15 protein-coding genes and 1 pseudogene are annotated in these 17,832 nt (G+C 70.2%); 3 read left to right on the top strand and 13 right to left on the bottom strand.

Annotated elements, in window-relative coordinates; translation table 11 throughout:
• Positions 1 to 30: 30 nt before the first annotated feature.
• From nrfD to ABZU74_RS20035, 5 genes are all read right to left on the bottom strand, one after another.
• Positions 31 to 1,098: an NrfD/PsrC family molybdoenzyme membrane anchor subunit gene (gene nrfD, locus ABZU74_RS20055; protein ID WP_355425843.1), complete on the bottom strand. Its 1,068-nt coding sequence runs from the start codon at positions 1,096 to 1,098 to the stop codon at positions 31 to 33.
• Complete coding sequence (locus ABZU74_RS20050) at positions 1,095 to 2,138, bottom strand: 4Fe-4S dicluster domain-containing protein (protein ID WP_355425841.1); 1,044 nt, start codon at positions 2,136 to 2,138, stop codon at positions 1,095 to 1,097. Before ABZU74_RS20050 ends, nrfD begins: the two co-directional genes overlap by 4 nt.
• 3 nt (positions 2,139 to 2,141) lie before the next feature.
• Positions 2,142 to 5,417 (bottom strand): formate dehydrogenase, encoded by a 3,276-nt coding sequence (gene fdh, locus ABZU74_RS20045; protein WP_355425838.1) that lies wholly within the window; start codon positions 5,415 to 5,417, stop codon positions 2,142 to 2,144.
• Between the two features lie 146 nt (positions 5,418 to 5,563).
• Entirely contained in the window at positions 5,564 to 6,361 is a 798-nt protein-coding gene (locus ABZU74_RS20040) for a PrsW family intramembrane metalloprotease (RefSeq protein WP_355425835.1), read from the bottom strand.
• 106 nt (positions 6,362 to 6,467) lie between these two features.
• Positions 6,468 to 6,956 (bottom strand): hypothetical protein, encoded by a 489-nt coding sequence (locus tag ABZU74_RS20035; protein ID WP_355425832.1) that lies wholly within the window; start codon positions 6,954 to 6,956, stop codon positions 6,468 to 6,470.
• Positions 6,957 to 7,256: 300 nt separating this feature from the next.
• On the opposite strand from ABZU74_RS20035, the gene ABZU74_RS20030 reads away from it, so the two are divergent.
• Positions 7,257 to 8,255, top strand: a complete 999-nt coding sequence (locus tag ABZU74_RS20030) for a hypothetical protein (RefSeq protein WP_355425829.1) — start codon at positions 7,257 to 7,259, stop codon at positions 8,253 to 8,255.
• Here ABZU74_RS20030 and ABZU74_RS20025 read toward each other — a convergent pair.
• From ABZU74_RS20025 to map, 6 genes and pseudogenes are all read right to left on the bottom strand, one after another.
• Positions 8,244 to 9,650, bottom strand: a complete 1,407-nt coding sequence (locus ABZU74_RS20025) for a hypothetical protein (RefSeq protein ID WP_355425826.1) — start codon at positions 9,648 to 9,650, stop codon at positions 8,244 to 8,246. The two genes, ABZU74_RS20030 and ABZU74_RS20025, sit on opposite strands and share 12 nt — an antisense overlap.
• A gap of 78 nt (positions 9,651 to 9,728) precedes the next feature.
• Complete coding sequence (locus ABZU74_RS20020; protein ID WP_355425823.1) at positions 9,729 to 10,148, bottom strand: ASCH domain-containing protein; 420 nt, start codon at positions 10,146 to 10,148, stop codon at positions 9,729 to 9,731.
• Between the two features lie 49 nt (positions 10,149 to 10,197).
• Positions 10,198 to 10,998 carry an FkbM family methyltransferase gene (locus tag ABZU74_RS20015; RefSeq protein ID WP_355425820.1) on the bottom strand — a complete coding sequence of 267 codons (801 nt, stop codon included), beginning with the start codon at positions 10,996 to 10,998 and terminating at the stop codon, positions 10,198 to 10,200.
• Positions 10,999 to 11,036: 38 nt separating this feature from the next.
• The gene (locus tag ABZU74_RS20010) at positions 11,037 to 12,695 is read right to left on the bottom strand and encodes a sulfatase-like hydrolase/transferase (protein ID WP_355425817.1); all 1,659 of its coding nucleotides are present in this window, start codon (positions 12,693 to 12,695) and stop codon (positions 11,037 to 11,039) included.
• A gap of 320 nt (positions 12,696 to 13,015) precedes the next feature.
• A pseudogene (locus ABZU74_RS20005) lies at positions 13,016 to 13,690 on the bottom strand (CDP-alcohol phosphatidyltransferase family protein); the annotation flags it as partial.
• A gap of 186 nt (positions 13,691 to 13,876) precedes the next feature.
• Positions 13,877 to 14,650, bottom strand: a complete 774-nt coding sequence (gene map / locus ABZU74_RS20000; RefSeq protein ID WP_355425814.1) for a type I methionyl aminopeptidase — start codon at positions 14,648 to 14,650, stop codon at positions 13,877 to 13,879.
• 65 nt (positions 14,651 to 14,715) lie between these two features.
• On the opposite strand from map, the gene ABZU74_RS19995 reads away from it, so the two are divergent.
• Positions 14,716 to 15,018, top strand: a complete 303-nt coding sequence (locus ABZU74_RS19995; protein WP_355425811.1) for a helix-turn-helix transcriptional regulator — start codon at positions 14,716 to 14,718, stop codon at positions 15,016 to 15,018.
• 101 nt (positions 15,019 to 15,119) lie between these two features.
• Here ABZU74_RS19995 and ABZU74_RS19990 read toward each other — a convergent pair whose 3' ends face one another.
• Both ABZU74_RS19990 and ABZU74_RS19985 read right to left on the bottom strand, forming a co-directional pair.
• Positions 15,120 to 16,292: a beta-propeller fold lactonase family protein gene (locus ABZU74_RS19990; RefSeq protein ID WP_355425808.1), complete on the bottom strand. Its 1,173-nt coding sequence runs from the start codon at positions 16,290 to 16,292 to the stop codon at positions 15,120 to 15,122.
• A 167-nt stretch (positions 16,293 to 16,459) separates the two neighbouring features.
• The gene (locus ABZU74_RS19985; protein ID WP_355425805.1) at positions 16,460 to 17,128 is read right to left on the bottom strand and encodes a class I SAM-dependent methyltransferase; all 669 of its coding nucleotides are present in this window, start codon (positions 17,126 to 17,128) and stop codon (positions 16,460 to 16,462) included.
• 61 nt (positions 17,129 to 17,189) lie between these two features.
• Here ABZU74_RS19985 and ABZU74_RS19980 point away from each other — a divergent pair, with 61 nt between their 5' ends.
• Positions 17,190 to 17,828 carry a helix-turn-helix domain-containing protein gene (locus ABZU74_RS19980; RefSeq protein ID WP_355425802.1) on the top strand — a complete coding sequence of 213 codons (639 nt, stop codon included), beginning with the start codon at positions 17,190 to 17,192 and terminating at the stop codon, positions 17,826 to 17,828.
• Positions 17,829 to 17,832: the final 4 nt, after the last annotated feature.

Below are 17,832 nucleotides of genomic sequence, written 5' to 3'. Positions count from 1 at the left end.
GCGCCTTCCGCTGCGCCGATCCGCTCAGAGCTAGGTGGTCGACCGGTCTTCGGCGAGCCGTTCCCGTTGTGGCACGACCGTGTACTTCGGATCGCGTGCCGACACCCTTCCCGCCTCGAAGACGCCGAACCGGGTGGCGAGCGACGATGCCACCAGGGCCGCACCGGAGATCGCCGACAGGACCCGGCTGCGTCGACTCACCAGCGCGGCGGCGGTGCCCACGACGAGCAGGGCGCGTCCCGCCTTGACCAGCCGGCCGCTACGCCCATGCGTGTAGGGCTCGCCGGTGAGGCCCTGCCGCTCCAGCCGGTGCCCCCCGCCCAACTCGACGGCCGCGGCGGCCAGCGCGAGTCGTCGCAGTGGGGCGGTCTCCGTGGCCGGCGCCGCGATCAGGCCGACCCCGGACGCGGCGGCGAGCGCGCTGCCGGCGAAGACGAACGGCAGCGACGGGTAGGCGTCGTGCCAGGACGGCACTGCCGTGTCCGCGAGCAGCACCCCGGTGTACGTCGCCAGCGCCGGCGCGGTGGCCGCCGCGGCCAGGCCGGCGACGTTGCCGATGGGCGGTCCGATCCGACGGGCGAGACCGAACACACCGTGCTGCGGGAGCAGCGGCGCGAGCTCGGCGACCGCGGCCACGCCGGCCATCGGCCCGAACGCGGTGAGGATCCAGGTGCCGACCGACATCGGCGAGGTCACCTTGGCCACCCGGAGCATGTGATGGAAGCGGGCCGGCCGGCCGAGGTCGTGGACCAGCAGGTACGTGCTCGCGGCGACGCCGCCGAGGGCCGTCCAACGGCCCACAGTGCGCAACCCCGGTCGTCCGGTCAGTTGGGCGCCCGCGCCGATCAGCGCGCTCCCGGCGGCGAGGCCTCCGGTGAACAGGTAACCGGCGATGTCGTACTTCCACACCGGCGCCTTCAGCACCGGCCGGCCGTAATAGGAGGCGAAGTCGGCAGGCGGCACCGTGAGCTGCTCACCGCCGTCGCCGCCTCGTCCGCGGGGCCGCCGGTGGCGCTTCCCGTCGGGCTGATCGAGGCTGGCCTGGAAATCGCGGAGCCGGGCGCCGACCGGCTCGTTCGACGGCGTCTCGTCGGTCATCGCCGCCTGCCCAGGAACGCGACCGCCGTGGCGACCGCCATTGTCATCGCCGCCAGGCCGGCACGCTTCCACATGGCCGGCAGGTCGCGGGTGGTCACGATCGGGTCCGGTGGCAGCCCGTACACCTCCGGCTCGTCCAGCAGCAGAAAGAACGCACCGTCACCACCGACGCCGTCGTTCGGGTCGTGCCCGTACAACCGCGCCTCCGGCACTCCCCGCTCGTGCAGCTTCGCCACCCGCGCGGTGGCCCGCTCCCGCAACTCGTCCAGCTCCCCATACTGGATCGACTCCGTCGGACACGCCTGCGCACAGGCGGGGGTCATCCCCACCCCGAGCCGGTCGTAGCACAGCGTGCACTTCCACGCCCGACCGTCATCCTTGCGCTGGTCGATGACGCCGTACGGGCAGGCGGAGATGCAGTAACCGCAGCCGTTGCAGATGTCCTCCTGCACCACCACGGTGCCGAACTCCGTCCGGAACAGCGAACCCGTCGGGCAGACATCCAGGCAGGCCGCGTGGGTGCAGTGCTTGCACACATCCGACATCATCAACCAGCGGAAATCCGTCCGCCCCTCCGCGCCCGAACCCCTCCCCGGCGGCTGCGCACCCGGCATCCCCAGAAACTCCGGGCCGCCCGACATGCGGGCCGCCGCGCCAGGCGAGCCGGGCGGAAGACCCGGGTCCGTTCCGGTATCGGTGCCGGTACGCGCGCCGACGGCCGCGGTGAGCGGGCTGACCGATGGCCCGTCGGGTTGCTCCTCGAACGCCGGAGTCGCCCAGCCGGCCGAGCGGGGCTGCTCCACGAACGCGACGTGCCGCCACGAGTTGGCGGTCAACGCGCCGGTGTTGTCGTACGACATGCCGAGCAGGTCGAGCCCGCTCTCGGGGACGCCGTTCCACTCCTTGCAGGCCACCTCGCAGGCTTTACAGCCGATGCAGACGCTGGTGTCGGTGAAGAACCCCATCCTCGGCGGCGGGTTCTCGTAGCCGGCGTCCGGTGCGGGGTCCAGCGGCCCGTACAGGGCGTTGGTGTGGGGCATCGGTCAGGCCTCCTGGTCGCTGCTGCTGTCGGCGACGTCGGTCGTGACCATCGGTGGGTAGCGGTGGACGAGGTTCCCCGACCGCCGCCGGTAGTCGACGACGAGGTCCAACAGATCCTGTCCTCTGGGGCGTCGTCCGGGCCGGACGTCGCACGTGCCGACCTTGCTCTCCTGAATCAGGACGTTGGGGTCGAGGGTGATGCCGAACAGGTCGTTGGCCGAATCACCGGTCACCAGGCCCTCGTAGCCGAAGTGGTACGGCAGCCAGACCTGGTGGATGACCCGGCCATCCACGCGCAGCGGCGTCACGCGGTCGGTCACCAGCACCTTCGCCTCGACTGCCGCGCGGCTGGTGACCAGGTGCGCCCAACCCAGGTGACTCAACCCTCGCAGGGCTGCGAGCTCCGGCGACACCTCGACGAACATCTCGGGCTGCAACTCGGCCAGGGGCGACACGGTCCGGCTCATCCCACCGGCGGTGTGGTGCTCGGTGAGTCGGCTGACCGTGAACACGTACGGGAAGACCTGGCTGTGCTCCTGCGGCGGGCTCGGATTCAGCGTGTTGATCGGGTGCGTGTACACCTTGCGGGTCGGGTTGGCCTGCTGCCGGTAGAGCGGGTTGCGCACCGGCGACTCGACCGGCTCGTAGTGGGTGGGCATCGGTCCGTCGAGCACGCCGGTGGGCGCGTACAGCCAGCCCTTGCCGTCGCCCTGAAGGATGAACGGATCGTCGCCGGCAATTCCCGCCACGCCCGAGGCGTCGCGCTCCGGTCGGTAGGACGGCGGTTTTGTCTTCTCGAAGTCCGGCACGTCGTAGCCGGTCCACTCACTCTTGTCCGCGTCCCACCAGACGTAGCGTTTGCGCTCACTCCACGGGTTGCCGTCCGGGTCGGCGGAGGCGCGGTTGTAGAGGATGCGCCGGTTCGCCGGCCACGCCCAACCCCACTCGGGCGCCACCAGGGACTGCTCCGAGCCGGGTTTGCGGCGGGCCGCCTGGTTGACGCCCTCGGCGTACACCCCGGTGTAGATCCAGCAACCTCCGACGGTGGAGCCGTCGTCCTTCATCTCGGTGAACGAGGCCAACGGCCGGCCGGTGGCCACGTCGTACCCGTTGATCTCGCGCAGCACCGCCTCGGCGCTCGGCTCGGCGGTCGGGCCGTGCCTGGGGTAGTCCCAGGCGAGGTCGAGCAGCGCACGGTCGCGCGGCTTCGTCGACGTCGCCAGCCGTTCCCGGATAATGCGGCCGAGGTGGTAGAAGAACCAGAGTTCGGAGCGGGCGTCGCCTGGTGGCTCGACGGCCTTTTCCCGCCACTGCAACAGCCGTTGGGTCTGGGTGAAGGTGCCCTCCTTCTCCACATGGGAGGCGGCGGGCAGGAAGAACACCTCGGTGCGGCACTTGTCCGGCACGATCTCGCCGGTCTCGATCTCCGGCGCGTTCTTCCAGAACGTGGCGCTCTCGATCTCGAAAAGGTCCCGGACGACCAGCCAGTCGAGGTTTGCCATGCCGAGCCGCTGCGCGCGGCCGTGCGCGGAGCCGACCGCCGGGTTCTGCCCGAGCAGGAAGTACCCCTTGATCTTCCCGTCGATCATGTTCAGCACCTGCTGGTACGTGCCGTGGTCACCGGTCATCCGCGGCATGTACCCGTAGCAGTAGTCGTTGTCGGCGGTGGCGGCGTCACCCCAGTACGCCTTGAGCAGGTTGACGCCGTAGGTGCGGGCGTTGCCCCAGAAGCCCTTCTGCCCGGGGTGCGCAATGCTGTCCACCCACTCGTCCAGGGTCGGGTGATCCGCGTGGTGGGGCATCGGCAGGTAGCCCGGAAGCAGATTGAACAGCGTCGGGATGTCGGTGGACCCCTGGATGCTGGCATGCCCGCGCAGGGCCATCACCCCACCACCCGGCCGACCCACGTTACCCAGCAGGAGCTGGATGATCGCGCCGGTGCGGATGTACTGCACGCCGACGCTGTGCTGCGTCCAGCCCACCGAGTAGACGAGCATGCCGGTCCGCTCCCGGCCGGAGTTCTCCGTCCAGGCCTGAACCAGTTCGAGGAACTTCTCCTGCGGGATGCCGCAGACGCGCTCCACCATCTCCGGGGTGTAGCGGGAGAAGTGCCGCTTGAGGATCTGGTAGACGCAGCGTGGATGCTGCAGCGTCTCGTCACGTTCGGTCTGGCCGCCGACCGGCGCGCCGTGCGACTCGTTCTCCAGCCCGGCCGCGGTCTCCCGCTGCGTCTCGCTGTCGCGGGTCGTCTGGTTCTGCGAGTGGCCCTCGTACCGCCAACTGGCCTGGTCGTAGGTGGCGTTGTCGTCGTTGAATCCGGAGAAGAGGCCGTGCATGTCCTCGGTGTCGGCGTACTCCTCGGTCACGATCGTCGCGGCGTTGGTGTAGGCGACGACGTACTCCCGGAAGTCCAGCTCGTTGTCGAGGATGTAGCGCACCACACCGCCGAGCAGCGCGATGTCCGTGCCCGCCCGGATCGGCAGGTACGAGTCAGCCAGCGCGCTGGTGCGGGTGAAGCGCGGATCGACGTGGAAGATCTTCGCGCCCCGACGCTTGGCCTCCATCACCCACTGGAAGCCCACCGGGTGTGCCTCGGCCATGTTCGAACCCTGGATGACGATGACGTCGGAGTTCGACAGGTCCTGCTGGTACTGGGTGGCGCCGCCACGACCGAAGCTGGTCCCCAGACCGGGGACGGTGGAGGAGTGTCAAATACGCGCCTGGTTCTCGATCTGCAACGCCCCCATCGCGGTGAACAACTTCTTGATGAGGTAGTTCTCCTCGTTGTCCAGCGTCGCCCCACCCAGGCTGGAGATGCCCAGCGTCCGGTTGAGCGGTCGACCCTCGGCGTCGACGTCCTCCCAGGTCTCGTCCCGGGCGGCCAGGACCCGATCGGCGATCATGTTCATCGCCGTGTCGAGGTCGAGATCCTCCCACTCGGTGCCGTACGGCCGGCGGTAGCGGACAGTGGTCTGCCGCAGCGGACTGGTCACCAGGCTCTTACTCGCCGAACCCTTCGGGCAGAGCCGACCCCGCGAGATCGGGCTGTCCGGATCGCCCTCGATCTGACTGACCTGCCCGTCCTTCACGAACACCCGCTGACCGCAACCCACGGCGCAGTACGGGCAGACGGACCGGGCCATCGAATCGGCGGTGTCGGTGCGGGCGGTCAGCGCGCGGGACTCGTCAGACTTCGCCGCCGCGCCCCGGCCCAGCGGGTCGGTGCCGGTGAGCTGGCGGTAGACCGGCCAGCCCTCGAACCAGCTGCGCACCCCCATTGCCGCACCTTCCCGACCAACCCCGGCAAATATGAACACTCTGACGTTAGATGAGGTGCCGGTCCGGTCGCAGCGGGATCACCAACAGTCATGCCCTTCCCCGGCCTGTTCGTGCGGGCCGGGAGAGGCACGGGGTACGGCGATGATCAGTGGGGTTGGAGCTGACCGACGGGGTGCTCATCGAAGGTCCGGTACCGGCGCAGCTCCCAGAACAACCAGCCGATGCTGATGATCGCCAACACGACGAAGACCAGCGAGCCGGAGAACGTGTCCCAGAGGGTGTGCAGGACGACGACACCCACGAACGTGCCGATGAACCCGAAGAGCCGAGCGACACTCGGACTGGCCAGCAACGCCCACAGCGCGCCGGCGGTGAGCCCGGTCCAGGCGGTGTGACCGGCGGGCGCCGTCAGACCCCGGATGAAGAGCGTCTGCTCCACCGCGCCGATGTTGCCCTGCGAACTGAGCAGCGCGCTGAAGGCGTAGCCCATCGTCTCCAGCGCGGCGAACCCCATGCCGGCGGCGATGCCGATGATCAGCCCGTCGGAGGGCACCCGACGTCGATGCTGGGCCACCACAGTGAACAGCAGGACCACCGGGACGATCAGCTTCGCCGACTCCTCGATCAGCGCGACGAACAGCATCGGCAGGGTGCCGAGCCCGCGCAGAGTGTCGTACTCCAGCGTGCCGGCGACCACCGTGCCGATCACACCACCGAAGAACGCGGACGTCACCAGCACCGACGCCGGCACCTGCCACCGCCCCGTGCGGGCCTGCGCGAACGTCAGGAACGTCAGCGGCACCAGCGTCGCCCCGAGCAGGATCAACGCCGGTACGAAATTCGGATTCTTGGTGCTGACCAGGGTGCGCAGCACCGCCAGATAAAGGATCAGCCCGATGACGAGCACCCCGACCCACGCCCACCGGCGCCAACGATCACGCATACCGCGCAGTCTGTCGGACGCAGGTTACGAGGACCAGCCACGGCACTGAGATCCTGACGACTCCGCTCGTGCGGGTCGGCGGCCGCGCGAGCCACCAGTCGCAGCCTCAAGCCGGATCATTGGCCAGGCGGTTCAGGATGGTCCGCGCCAGCGCGGCGAGCCGGATACGCAGGTCGCCGTCGGCCCGCCCACCGAGATCGTCCTCAAGACGCGCGGCCAGGGCGGCTACCGCCGGGAGCATGTCACCCAGCCGGCTGCCGTCATGTCCGACAACGTAGAGGCGGTGTGTTCCCACCTCGGCCGGGATGCTCCCGTCGAGGATCCGCTCGCAGGTGTCGGCCGCGATCAACGCCACTGCGGTCGGCAGGTCCGGCTCAGGGAGGCCGAGCTCGGCAGTGACTGCCGTCAGGTGCCGGCTGGCGTCGTGCGGCGGCAGTGTCCGAGCTGACTCCGCTGCGAGCGCCACCACGGCATCGCCGTTGACGCCGGCCACCAACAGGTCGCAGGCCAGCATCACCGCATGGTGCGGGTCGGCGTCGTCGAGCAGCGCTCGGGCCTGTTCGGCCCGGAGCCGGCGAAGGAGTCCGTCATCCATGAGCCGAGGCTAAGCGACCGGTCGGTGACGGTTGCGTCCGCTCCGTTGGCCGACCATGTCGATCTGCCGGGAAGCGGTATACCCCAAAGGTATAAATATGCCTCTGAAGTATACCGCTCGCTGCGGCATCCACCCCGACGAAGATGACCGACGGTGACCCACCCAGCCGCACCCGTCAGTCCACTGGTCGGTGTCCACGGCGAGAGCCAGCGCGCCGCACAGCGCACCCTGGCATGGACGTCCAGGTAGCCGCTACGACCACGCACCCCCCGGCTCATGGTGGTGCGTAGGCTCGCGGCCGTGCACCCGTTACTGATCGCCGAGACGGTGGTGACGCCGTCGGCCTCTGTCGAGTGGGTCGCCGGCGCGGGGTCACTGGTCTGGGACCGCCGCTCGCTGCGGGTGTTGGATCCGGATCTGACCGTCGGGCTCGCCTGGGAGGCGGTAAGCCCCGACGCTGAGCCGATTCTGGCTGTCGGCGTGGCACCGGACCGGTCGCGGTTCGCGCTGGTGGGGCCGGGTGAGGTGCAGGTTCGCAGCGCCGACGGCCGCGTTCAGTGGGTGGTCGAGCACGGCGCGGCCCTCTCGACCGGGTGGCCGTGGCCGCGCTGTCACCTCGCCGGCGACGGCCTGGTGTGGCTGTTCATGCCCAACCGTTCCGGTGACCAGGTCGTGGTGTGGGACACCAACGCGGGCGGGCCCGAGGTCGGTCGGCGGCCGCTTCAGACCGTCGAGGGCGGCGCCACCTTCGTGGCGCACGCCGAGCGGGGACGTGTCGGCGTGCACGTCGCGGTCGGGCCGGAGACCTGCCTGAGCCAGTGGTTGACAGCGGCCGATCGGCGGCAGGTCGCCGCGCAGACCCTGGGCGGCTGCCTGGCCGACGTGAACGCCAGCGGGACGTGCTATCTCTCGATGCCGCACGGCAGCGGCCGGATCGCGGTACGCGAGGTCGCCGATGACAGCGTGCGGGTCGAGCGCCGCTACGACGACATCCCGGGGTTCGGCGACTCCGACGACTACCGGATGTACGAGGCCGCGGCGGTCGTGTCCGACGACTGGGTCCTGGTCGGCGTCGCGACCGACCAGGGCGACGCCGAGCGGCATCTCCTCCTATCCACCCGGACGCTGCGCCCGCAGACCGTGCTGGATTACGGCGTCGAGATGCCCCAGAACTCCATCCGGTCCGCTGGTGGGCGCGGGCGGTGGATGACGCACGACGCCGATGCGGGCGTGGTACGGCTGTGGCAGTTGCGGGAGCCGCACACCGATGAGGTCGACGGCCAGCTCTCACTGTGGTGAGACGGCCCGGCCGTGGCCTAGCTCGCCTCCCCGGGAGCAGGTCGGGCAGGGCCCGCCTGGCTGTGGTCGGCGGTCCCACAGCACCAGGCCGGTGAGCAGCATCGCAACACCCAGACTGACCATCGCCAACCCCACCGCCGTGCGCGCGCCCCCTTCCAGGTGACCGGCCACGATCCACCCACCATCTATCCCGAAGGCCAGCGGCATCACCCCCTGCGGGATCACCGGAATCCACCCCACCGTCAGTAATCCCAACGCCCACGCGGTCAGCTTGTTCTCCCGGAACCACAGCACGTCCCAGGTCAGTGGAAGCACCGTCTCCGGGGGTCGGCTGCGCTGGCCGGCTGCGGCGAGCACGTCGAGCCCGCGTCGGGCGAGGCGTTCGTCGGCCAGCCACAGGCCACCCCACCAGGCCGCGGCACCGCTCAACAGCCCGACCAGCGGCAGGAGGGGCGCCACCTCCGGCGGGCCCCAGACCACCAGCGCAAGCACCGGCGCCGCGGCGATCAACCCACCCGCGGTGGCGACAAGCACGCTGACGATGTCGGTCGGGTTGTCGGCCGCGGTGGGGTGCCGGGGATCTGCCACCGGACGCACCCGCAGCAGCGACACCCACACCGGCACCGACGCGCCCGCGCCGAGCAGGGCCGGCAGGGTGGAGAGCGCGGCCAGCGGGTCGACGTCCGGCGCGAGGAGGACACCGGCGACGGCGAGCAGCACCCCGATCGGGGTGACCAGCGCCAGCCACGCCACGGCCCGGCCCCGGACCTCGGCCCGTTCCCCGCCCGGCGTGGTGAGCGGCAGCCACAACGCGGTGCCGTCCAGCCCGACCAGCCCGGCCGACATCGCCGCCACGCCGAGCACGGCGAGCGGCCCGGCCCACGGCAGCAGCAGGTGCACGTCCGACAGCAGCGGCAGCCCGGCGAGCAGCGCGCCGTAGACCACAGCGAACGCCAGATACTGCAACCGCAGCGGATGCCGCATCCAGGCCGGCACCTCACGGCCCGCGACCGCCCGCGTCGCGGCCGGCACCCACGCCCGCCAGCCGCGCTGGGCACGCCCATCTCCGGCCGGTGACGCCGCCGTGGTCCCGCGCCGCGCGGCCGGCTCGTCGCCGCGCCGCACGAGCGGGAGCACCGTGGTCCGGCGCGGCCGAAACGGCACGCCGGCGGCGATCACCCTCCGGACCAGCATGAGGTACGCGGCGGCGCAGAGCAGCACGATGCCCACCAGGGTCGCCATCATGCGCACCCCTTGCCCGGCCGACTCTGTCACGGCGGCGACCGGCCAACCGCTCGGCACGTACGCCATCGCCCGGACCACCTCCTCCGGCGCTGCGACGAGCAGGACCGACACCCACGGGAAGACCGCCCAGAGCGACCCGGCCACCCCCATCGCCGTACCGGTGACGATGCCGGTGACCTTGCACGGCGACGTGGCCCGCTGAATCTCGGTACACAGTGGCCGGGTCGCTCAGACGACGTGCACCAACCGGAAACGTTCGGTCACCACCAGGGTGTCGTCATCCACTGTGAAGTCGGGGTCGCCCAGTTCGGCCCGCACCTCGGCGCTGTGCCAGAACGTCTCGTGTCCCGCGCGCCACTGGGCCACCGACTCGTCGCCCTCCCCCTCGGCAAGGGCGTGTGGCAGGTCGACGTCGGCGAGCCGGATCACCCGTACGTCGGTCAGCTCGATGGCCGCGACCCGCCGGCCGGCGGAGTCCACCACTGCGGACAGTTGGCCCACCTCGGGCAGCGGCTCGTTGGCGCGCTCGTAGCCGATCAGCAGGCCGGTCGTCGAGGTCTTCGCCCCGGACAGGATCGCGCCCACCAGTTTGTCCCGCAGTGGCCCCGGAAACGCGAACTCGGCAAGCGGAAGATCGTCGAGGTCCATCCGCGGAGGGTACGCCCGCCGCGCTGATCCTGCGCATGATCTAGCGCGGCTACGGCGTGGTGCTGACCTGTCTGTCGCGCGGCACGCAGTAGACGTCGCCGGAGTTCGCGGTGTGCGGCAGTTGCCGCAGGTGCGCCGCCAGCTCGGTCGCGGGAATCCAGCGGTGGAAGGTCATCGACTTGTCGTCGCCCAACGCGACGTCGAAGCCGTCGAAGCCGAGCGCGGTCAGGCGGTCGAGACACCGGGAGGCGACCGCACGCGCGATGGTGGTGAACTCGAACGACAGCGCGGGCAGCGGACGGCTCAGGCCAGCCAGCACCTCGTCCTCGAAACCCTCAACATCGATCTTGGCGAAGGTCGGCACGCCGTACGTCTCGATCAGCGCGTCGACGGTGACCACCGGGACCTCGATGTCGGCATCCCACACCTCGCCCTCCCACCCGCCCGCGCCCTTTGCCGCCCGCACGAAGTCGGGCGAGGCGGTCGACACGGTGGGGTTGGCGGAGTTGACGTGCAACCGGGTGCGCCCCGGCAGCGCGCCACACGCGGCGTCGATCACTGTCACCTGGTCGTCGTCGGCGTAGATCGCCCGCAGGGCGCGCAGACACAGCGGCTGCGGTTCCACGGCGACGACCCGGGCGCCGAGGCGACGGAAGCTGCCGATGTGGTCGCCCACGTGGGAACCGATGTCGAAGACGAGGTCCCCGCTGCTGACGAAGCGGGAATAGAAGGCGTCCATCCTCGCGTCCCGCTCGGGATCGCCGTAGTAGACGTCCAGCGACCGGTGCAGCAGGGCCAGGGCCGGATCGGCCCGGAGCGCGGCGATCCTGGCCTCGGTGGTAGCCGTCATCTGTCTGGGTCCAGTCCGTGAGAGAGGGGTGGCCGGGGTTACGATCCGAAGGCGGTCAGGAACTGGTCCCGGAAGGCGTCCATCCGCCAGACCGGGGCCTGCGGACCGGGCTTCAGCCCGTCCTGCCAGCCCCACCCGGAGATCCGGTCCAGCACGGCCCGGTCCCGGGTGATGATCGAGATCGGGACGTCGCGGCTGGCGTTCTCGCCGGTGACGACCGCGGCGGGCTGGTGGTCACCGAGGAAGATGAACACGAGGTCGTCGTCTCCGTAGGTCCGCACGTAGGAGATGAGCGTGCCGAGGGTGTACTCGATGGACTTCCGGTAGTCCGCCCGGATCTGGGCGGTGTTGCGGCGCTTGTCGTCCGACCTGCCAGCGCCGGCCCCACGGTAGACCGCGCCGTCGCCGACCTCGGCCCAGTCGAGCAGCGGCGGGACGGGCGTCCAGGGCGCGTGACTCGACACCAGCGCCAACTCGGTCATCACGTTGCCGTCGCGCTTGCCCTGTTCCAGGCGCTGCCAGCTGGCCAGGGTGTACTGGTCGGGCGGGGTGCCGAAGCTGAACTTCGGGCCACGGTACGCGAGCGTCCTGGCGTTGTAGAACCGGTCGTAACCGAAGAAGGAGCCTTCCGGCCACGCCTTGGTGACGGCGGGCATCACGCCCACGGTCTGCCAGCTCGCCCGTCGGAAGGCGCCGTTGAGGGTCATCCGGTCACTGGCCAGCAGGGTGCGGTGCCGTTGGTCGTTGTCGATCCAGAGGCCGGAGAGCAACGTGTCGTGCGCGAGCCAACTGCCGCCGCCAAAGGTCGGTGAGGTGAGGAAGCCGCTCTGCGCGGCGAATCCCGCCGCGCTCAGCTCGCTGGTGCCGCGGTCGAGGACCGCACCGACCTGCGGCGCGAACTCCGGGTCCTCGACGGCGTCCCGGCCGTAGCTCTCCACGAAGGCGACGACCACGTTCTTGCCGCGCAGCGCGGTCAACAACTGGTCGCCGGGGGTGTCGCCGAACCTGTCGGCCTCGATCAGGGCGCCGAACGTCTCGCGGTCGTCGAGACGCAGGCGCACCTGGAAGCCGTGACCGTTGGCCAGGGTGGTCGCGGAGGTGTCGGCGACAGGTACGCCCTCGGCCACCCGCACGTTGAACGCGGCGCAGGCCACCCAGACGACGACCAGCGCCGCCACGATCCGGGTGGTGCCGGTGCGGTGCCGGACCACCAGCCGCCGCAGTCGCCGCATCGACAGTGTGACCAGGGTGGGCAGGCCCACGACCACCACCGCCAGGGTGATCGCGGCGCCGACGGCGGCGGGCCGACCGTACGACTCGCTGACGAAGGCGAACCCCTCGTCGATGAGTGCCCAGTCGAGCACCGGGTCGAACGCCCGGCTCAGCGAGGCGGAAAACCCCAGGTCGAGCAGCTTCAGCAGGCCCAGCAGGCCGAGCGCCACGCCGGCGAGCGTCGCGACCAGTCGGCTGCCCCGCGACGGCAGGGCGAGCAGAAGGGCCACGGCCAGCAGCCCCTCCAGGGGGATCCGCACGAACCCCGCCGGGCTGAGCCGACCGAAGTCGTACGGCACGGTGAGGGCGAGCAGGACGAGCAGCACTGCCAGGACGGTCGTCAGTCGGGCCGCGATGGAGCGTCTCGGCCGGTCCTCGGATCCGCTGCCGTCGGCGGCGGTGACGTCCGCAACCTCGCCCCTCATCGGTCTCCGTCCCTGGCTCGGCAGCTGACGTACGCGCGTCAAGAGCGACAACCCGGGCATCCTTCCATGATCTTCGTTGTGGGCGGCATCCGGGCGGCTCAGACGCGGGCGATCCCGCGTTGGGCCACGGCGACCGTGGGGCGGTCCGACCAGGGCAGCGAATCCGTCCGGCCCGAGCCCAGCGCCGCTGCGGCGCTCGGGGCGCTGTGGCTCAGCGGGCTGCTCGCGTGGACCATCGCAACCGGGGTGTCGTGGATGTCCGGGGCGTGTTGGCTGCCCGGAGTGTCGTGCAGGACGGTGTGGCGGAGGTGACGGGTCGTCCAGAGCCACGCGACGTCCCGCCCGAACGACTCGACCAGCAGCGCCAGTGACGCCAGCAGCATGACGGTCGTCAGTGGCCGGGGCAGCGCGTCACCCATCGCCACCGTCAGCACCACGCCCTGGATGGCGGCGACGACCTTGCGCCAGTAGCGCGGCGGCAGGGATCCGCGCATCCACCCCAGCACCCAGCTCGCGGCGACGAAGACGTACCGCATCGCGCCGATCGCGAGCACCCAGCCACCCACCGAGGGAGCCACGTGCAGGCAGAGCACCAGGACCAGGAAGGAGTCGATCTCCATGTCGAAGCGCGCGCCGAGTTCGCTCGTGGTTCCGGTACGGCGGGCCGTGTAGCCGTCCACCGCGTCGAGGGCCAACGCCACGCTGGTGAGGACGACCATCATGGTGACCGGCGCCGACCGGCCGAACGAGTCGGCGGCCAGGGCCGTCACGGCGCCCACGAGGACCGCCCGGCTCAGGGTCACCCGGTCGGCCGGGCTCAGCGCGCCCGCGCCCGAGCGGGACATCCCCCGGCTGAGCAGGGCGCACAGGACCATCCCGTACGCCAACCCCGCCACCCAGCCCGCCGCACCCAGACCGACTGTCTCCGCCAGCACCGCCAGCAGGATGATCTGCGCGAGCAGTCCGATGACCGGACCAGTTCGAACCGTTGACATCGTGCCTCCGCGACTCTGGTGGGTGACCCTGACCGTCATCACGGAAAATATGACCGATCGGTTCATTCTGAACGCGACCCGGCAGGGGTGCCACGCAGGGACGTGCCCCTTCGGCGGCCGGTTAACCGTCCACCGTGGGCGGCTCGTCGTCCGCCGAGCGATGAGGGGTTGACCGTGCCGTACGGGTCAGCGCGTCGGCAGGGTGAGCACCTCCGCGCCGTCGTCGGTGATGGCGATGGTGTGCTCGCTGTGCGCCGTCCGGCAGCCCGTCGCGCTGCGGAGCGTCCAGCCGTCGGCGTCGGTGACGAGCGTGGCGGTGTCCGCCATGACCCACGGTTCCAACGCCAGCAGCAGCCCCGGGCGCAGCCGGTATCCGCGACCGGGGCGTCCCGTGTTGGAGACGTGCGGGTCCTGGTGCATCGTCGACCCGACGCCGTGGCCGCCGAACTCCGTGTTGACCGAATATCCCGCCGCGTTGAGGACCGAGCCGATCGCGTGGGAGATGTCACCGATGCGAACGCCGGGGCCGGCGGCGGCGATCCCCGCCCGCAACGCGCGTTCGGTCGCGTCGATCAGCGCGACGCTTTCCGGGGGCCGCACGTCGCCCACGATGAAGCTGATGGCCGAGTCCGTGACAACTCCACCAAGGGAGACGGCGAGGTCGAGCGAGAGCAGGTCACCGTCGGCGAGCGCGTAGTCGTGCGGCAACCCGTGCAGCACGGCGTCATTCACCGACGTGCAGATGTAGTGGCCGAACGGCCCGCGCCCGAAGGACGGCTCATAGTCGACGTAGCAGGACTGCGCGCCGGCCTCGGCGATCATGGCCTGTGCCCACTTGTCGATGTCCAGGAGGTTGGTGCCGACCACGCAGCGGCTCTTCAGCGTCTGCAGGATGCCGGCGACCAGCGCGCCGGTGTCCTTCGCTCGCAGCACGTCGGTGGGGCTCAGGATCTCGATCATGCAGCGCCTTTCGCGGAAAACCAATAAGTATCCCGGCCATATTATCCCGGTACTAGAATCGGGGCATGGTCAGGTTGCCACTCACTCCCGCGGAGCTCGAACGCGGACAGCGCCTCGGCGCCCTCCTGCGTCGAGCCCGTGGAGAGCGCTCGATGCTCCTCACCGCGCTGGACGCGGGCGTCTCGCCGGAAACGCTTCGAAAGATCGAGTCCGGCCGGATAGCCACCCCCGCCTTCCCGACCATCGCGGCGATCGCCGACGTCCTTGGCCTCTCCCTCGACGCCGTCTGGTCGGAGATCAACAAGTCGGACGGCGGGGTCGAACTCCCCCGACCAGCTCGCACCGCCCGCGAACGGTTGGCCTCCTAGCGCGTCGCGGTCGAGCCGGTTGACGCCGCGTCCGACAGCGGAGGCCCTCCGCGGAAAGCTGGTCCCGGTCGACGAGCGACCGGGACCAGCGGGTGGTGCGCTCAGGAGGCGGCGATGCCTTCCATGCCGATGCCGTCGGCGAACTTCGGCAGACCCTCCACAGTGGTGACGAGCCTCAGCGACCCGTCCTCGTTCACCTCGTAGCCCTGCACGTTGCCGGCGGTGGCGTTCTGCACATACAAAAAGCCGTCGCTGGCGGTCATGTCGATCGACCCGCCGCCCGTGTCGGCGGCGACGTTCTCGACGAGTTCGAGCATGCCGTCGTCGTTGACCCGGTAGGAGCTGATGGTGGAGCTGCCGGCGTTGGCGGCGAAGAAGTAGTCGCCGACGCGCTGGATCCAGCACGTCGCCTGCTGGCCGTTGGCCACCGACGGCCCGATCTGGTCGAGCGCGCCGTCGTCCTCCAACTCGAACCGGCTGACCGCGTTCGCGCCGGATTCGGTGACGAGCAGCGTGTCGTCGCTGTCGAAGGTGAAGCCGAACGGGGTGTTGCCCGCGTCGCTGATGACCGGGTTGCGGGACAGCTCGCCGTGACGACCGATCTCGTAGCTGAACATGACGTTGGCGGCCTTTGTCGACACCAGGACGAACTCGCTGTCCGGGTCGATCTTGACCTGGGCCGGGGCGGTCCCGAAGGCGGGCGGGTTGCCGTTGTGCAGCCCGAGCGACCGGTTGGCGTCCTCGATCCGGGACAGGCGCCCCTTGTGCAGCTCGAAGCCCTGCACCGAGCCCTCGCCGCCGGCGTTGAGCACGTAGACGAGGTCGCCGCGCGCCGCGACGCTCACCGGCAACAGACCGCCGGACCAGATGACCTGGAGCTTGTGCAGCTTGGTGCCCTCGACCCGGAAGACCGTGACGGTGTTGCTGCCGGCGTTCACCGCGAACAACAGTCCCTTGTGGTACGTCAGGGAACCCTGCGAGGCCAGCGCGTCGAGCGGCGCGCCGATGGTGAAGCCGCCCAGCCCGCCGGTCTCGTACTCACCCGCCTTGGAGAGACGGCCGTCCTCGTCGCGGTCGTACACCTTGATGGTGTTGCCCTCGGCCTTGTTGGTCTGGACGAAGACCGCTCCCTCCTCGCCGTGGTGGTGATCACCCCCCTTGCGGTCGTCGTGGTACGCGGGGCCACCGCCATCGGCGAAGGCGGTCCCGGGGATCGATCCGATGCTGGTCAGACCTGCCAGGAGGGCTGCCGCGAACGCGACACTGCGCTTCATTACGGACTCCTTATGCACCCGAAGGGAGGAATACGAGTTTTCCTCTCGTTCGAAAACTATCGGAGCAGCTAGGGGTGTTCGTCTCACTTACCCTAAAGCGGTAATTCCGTGCCGTTCCGTGGAATGACCAGACGTACGGGCGGATGTGGCCTACGGCGAAGCGATTGCTAGGCGTCGCGGCGCAGCGTGAACCAGAAGGTCGGCACCGAGTTGGTGCCCGGCGTGACGTCGATCAGTTCCCAGCCGGGGAACCTGGCGCGGAGTTCGTCGGCTGTGACGCCCGCCGCCCACGAGGTGACCTCGGGGATCGGATTGCCGAGCGGCTCGGGGCCGTACCCGAACATCAGCAACAGTGCTCCAGGAGCGGCGCGGTGGGTGAGCCCGGCGGCGTAGGCGTCGCGGCGGTGCAGTGGGACTCCGCAGTAGCAGCTCAGGTCGAAGAACAGGTCGAAGGGGCCCGGCACGTCCAGCTCGTCGAGGCGGGTGGCGTCTCCGTGCAGCAGCCGTACCGCCACTCCCGCCGCCGCAGCCTTCTCCCTGGCCTGGTCGACGGCGCTGTCGATCAGGTCGACGGCCGCCACCTCCCAGCCGTGCCGTGCGAGGTAGGTGGCGTTGGTCCCCGTGCCGCAGCCGAGTTCGAGGGCGCGGCCGGGCGGCAGCGCGCCGCGACCCTCGATCAGGTCGACCAGCTCGGGCGGCGTCACGCCGGTGTCCCACGGTGGCTTGCCGGTGCGGTAGTAGCCCTCCAGTGCACGGTGGACGGCCTCCTCCTCCGGGTCTCGCCGCGTTGAGGCCAGGTCCGGTCCGGGCTTCTGGGCGGCGTTGGGCTGGTTCATCGTCTCCTCCAAGAAGTTAGAGTTAAACTTTAGTGACGGACTCTAAAGGTAGGCTCGCACTATGGACAGAGTCAAGCGGCCGGACAAGCGAGCCGAGCGCTCACGCCGCACCCGTGAAAAGGTCGTCGAGGCGGCTCGCGAGCTGTTCGTCGCGCAGGGTTACGGGGCGACGAGCCTGCAGGAGGTCGCGGACCGGGCGGGCGTGGCCGTCCAGACGGTCTACTTCGTCTTTCGCAACAAGCGCACGCTGTTCAAGGACGTCGTCGACACGTCCATCGCCGGGGACACCGAGCCGGTCGCCACCATGGATCGTGAGTGGTTTCGCGCCGCGTGCGCCGAGCCCACCGCAGCCGGGCAGTTGCGCGCGCACGTCCACGGCACCCGCGAGATCCTGGGCCGGGTCGCCCCGATCATGCCGCTGATCGCGGCTGCCGCAGCCACCGACCCGGAGATCGCCGCACAGTGGCCGGACGGCCCCGACCCGCGTTACACAGTGCAGTACGCAGCGGCCGAAGCCCTGGCCGGCAAGCCCGACACCCGTCCCGGCCTCTCCATCGAGATGGCGGCGGACCTGCTGTTCGGCCTACTCAGCCCGGAGCTCTACCTGATCTTCGTCCGCGACCGCGACTGGTCACCGGACACGTGGGAAGAGTGGGCCCGCACCACCTTGATCTCCCAACTCTGCGCCGGCCCCCGCTAAGCGG

Origin of the sequence: Micromonospora sp. NPDC005171 (assembly GCF_040608575.1) — a bacterium.
Lineage (GTDB): Bacteria > Actinomycetota > Actinomycetes > Mycobacteriales > Micromonosporaceae > Micromonospora.
This window is presented reverse-complemented; position numbering and strand designations above follow the sequence as displayed.